Source organism: Pseudomonas edaphica, assembly GCF_005863185.1.
GTDB classification, from domain to species: Bacteria; Pseudomonadota; Gammaproteobacteria; order Pseudomonadales; family Pseudomonadaceae; genus Aquipseudomonas; species Aquipseudomonas edaphica.
Window position 1 is genome coordinate 1 of sequence record NZ_VBVZ01000870.1, and the last position, 1,907, is coordinate 1,907.

Sequence of the window (1,907 nt, forward strand, 5' to 3'; positions counted from 1 at the left end):
GGGTGATGATCGCGATTGATGACTTCGGAACCGGCCACTCCAGCCTGGGTTACTTACGCAACTTCAACGTCGACTACTTGAAAATCGATCAAAGTTTTGTCGCCATGATTGGCGCCGATGCACTCTCACGGCATATTCTGGACAGCATCATAGAACTCAGCGGCAAGCTGGACCTGGGTATTGTCGCCGAGGGCGTGGAAACAGCAGAGCAATGCGAATACCTCGCGGCCCAAGGTGTGGACTTCCTGCAGGGCTACCTGTTCGGCCGGCCGCTACCCTGTGAAGAATTCATTAAGTCGCTGAGCAGCCATTGAATAGCCATCTAGTGCGCTGGATGAAATAATCTTATTTAGGTAACGCCGTGATTTACTCGCGCGGCATTAACTACTACAATTTTTCCTGCCTGTGCTGAACTCGCAGAAAGGCCTCTTTCTTTGAGTTACCTTAAAGCTCCTGGCTTACACGCTTTATCTGCAGTTGATATCAGCCAACTACACTATTGGAGTACAGATTTTGTCCAGACTCGCCGAATTTCGCGCAGCAGAAAAAGCCCTTCAAGAACAGCTGGCTCAGCTGGAATCCTTGAAGAACGACGCCGGCCTGAAAAAAGAAATCGAATTCGAAGAAAAGCTGCAAGGGCTGATGAAGCACTACGGCAAAAGCCTGCGCGACATCATCTCGATCCTTGATCCTAACCCTGGCAAAGCCAGCGCTGCTGCCGCCGCACCAAAACAGCGCCGCGCACGTGTGGTCAAGGTTTACCACAACCCACACACCGGCGAACTGATCGAAACCAAAGGCGGCAACCACCGCGGCCTGAAAGCCTGGAAAGAACAGTATGGCGCTGCCACAGTAGATTCCTGGTTGCGCGGCTGATCAAAAGACGCTGCAAAAACCCCGCTGATGCGGGGTTTTTTTTTGCTTCGAAAACGAACTTAATCAAGTGTTCACTTTGTTCAAAAACGAGTGAGATAACCCGTTCAAAGTTTAAGGCTATCACGCACTGAACTGACTTCAGCCTTACTGGCTTCATAGGCCTCGGCCTGACCGGCGAAGGAAAAGACATAGGCTTTATCGCTATCAACTGCGCCGACCAATGTTTGTGACAATATGTGCCGACCGTTCTCGGTAATCACGCAAGTAGTTTCCAGCGCTTCAAGACGGCTCAATGTGCTGGTGTGCATTTTGGTGCACACGCTTTGATAACCGCTGCCGGCAAAATCCTTCTGGATGGATTTGCGCATTTCCAGCAGTACGCCTTGAAGATTAACTTTATGGCCCGCCTCAATCGGTGTACCGGTCAACTCCATGACCATCAAGGTGTTGCCGTTTTCATCATTCTTGATTGCGCGTTGGCGGGACACCGCCTGAGGTTTTACCGGCGCTTCGTCGTCGGGCACTACTTCCTCGACTTGCCAGCCGCTGGGCCAATGAATTTCCGGGTCGGCCGCCAACACAAAGGGGCTTCCCAGCAACACGCATACAGCGCTCAACAACGGCTTACGAAATTCAATCATCAAGAAAACACCCAAGGTTCAAGCGTCGAAGTTTGAGCCTGACACCCTTGGCTCGCAAGGGCTGAGTAACCTTTTTCATTTGGCTCGGCCGGCAACGCTTGCGTATCATGGCGGTGCGGCACGGATGCCGGCCGCAAGCCAAGGGACCACTCAAGTCACGAGTCGCGTTTGCCCCATTTTTTCTGGAGGGCCCATGAGCCTGCACGATCTGAACACTTTCCCGGGCGTCACCGCCCAACCTGACACCGCCACGTCGAACTTCGTGTTCAACCACACCATGCTGCGGGTCAAGGACATCACCAAATCGCTGGACTTCTACACCCGCGTATTGGGCTTTTCCCTGGTTGAAAAGCGTGACTTCCCGGAAGCCGAATTCAGCCTCTACTTTCT

General features: G+C 52.6%; 4 protein-coding genes. 3 read left to right on the forward strand and 1 reads right to left on the reverse strand.

Annotation, left to right across the window (positions count from 1 at the left end):
* Positions 1-314: EAL domain-containing protein (locus FEM54_RS31555; RefSeq protein WP_138454167.1), on the forward strand; the 314-nt coding region annotated here is incomplete at its 5' end.
* Between the two features lie 199 nt (positions 315-513).
* The gene (locus FEM54_RS31560) at positions 514-876 is read left to right on the forward strand and encodes a histone-like nucleoid-structuring protein, MvaT/MvaU family (protein WP_017135500.1); all 363 of its coding nucleotides are present in this window, start codon (positions 514-516) and stop codon (positions 874-876) included.
* Positions 877-980: 104 nt separating this feature from the next.
* On the opposite strand, the gene FEM54_RS31565 is transcribed toward FEM54_RS31560, so the two are convergent.
* Entirely contained in the window at positions 981-1,517 is a 537-nt protein-coding gene (locus FEM54_RS31565) for a DUF4946 domain-containing protein (protein ID WP_017135499.1), read from the reverse strand.
* 193 nt (positions 1,518-1,710) lie between these two features.
* Here FEM54_RS31565 and FEM54_RS31570 point away from each other — a divergent pair.
* Positions 1,711-1,907 (forward strand): VOC family protein (locus tag FEM54_RS31570; RefSeq protein ID WP_171045954.1); only part of this gene is annotated, 197 nt, incomplete at its 3' end.

Bases quoted from the DNA above. Each gene is read 5' to 3' on its own strand.
- FEM54_RS31565 (WP_017135499.1), bottom strand. From the start codon at position 1,517: ATGATTGAATTTCGTAAGCCGTTGTTGAGCGCTGTATGCGTGTTGCTG.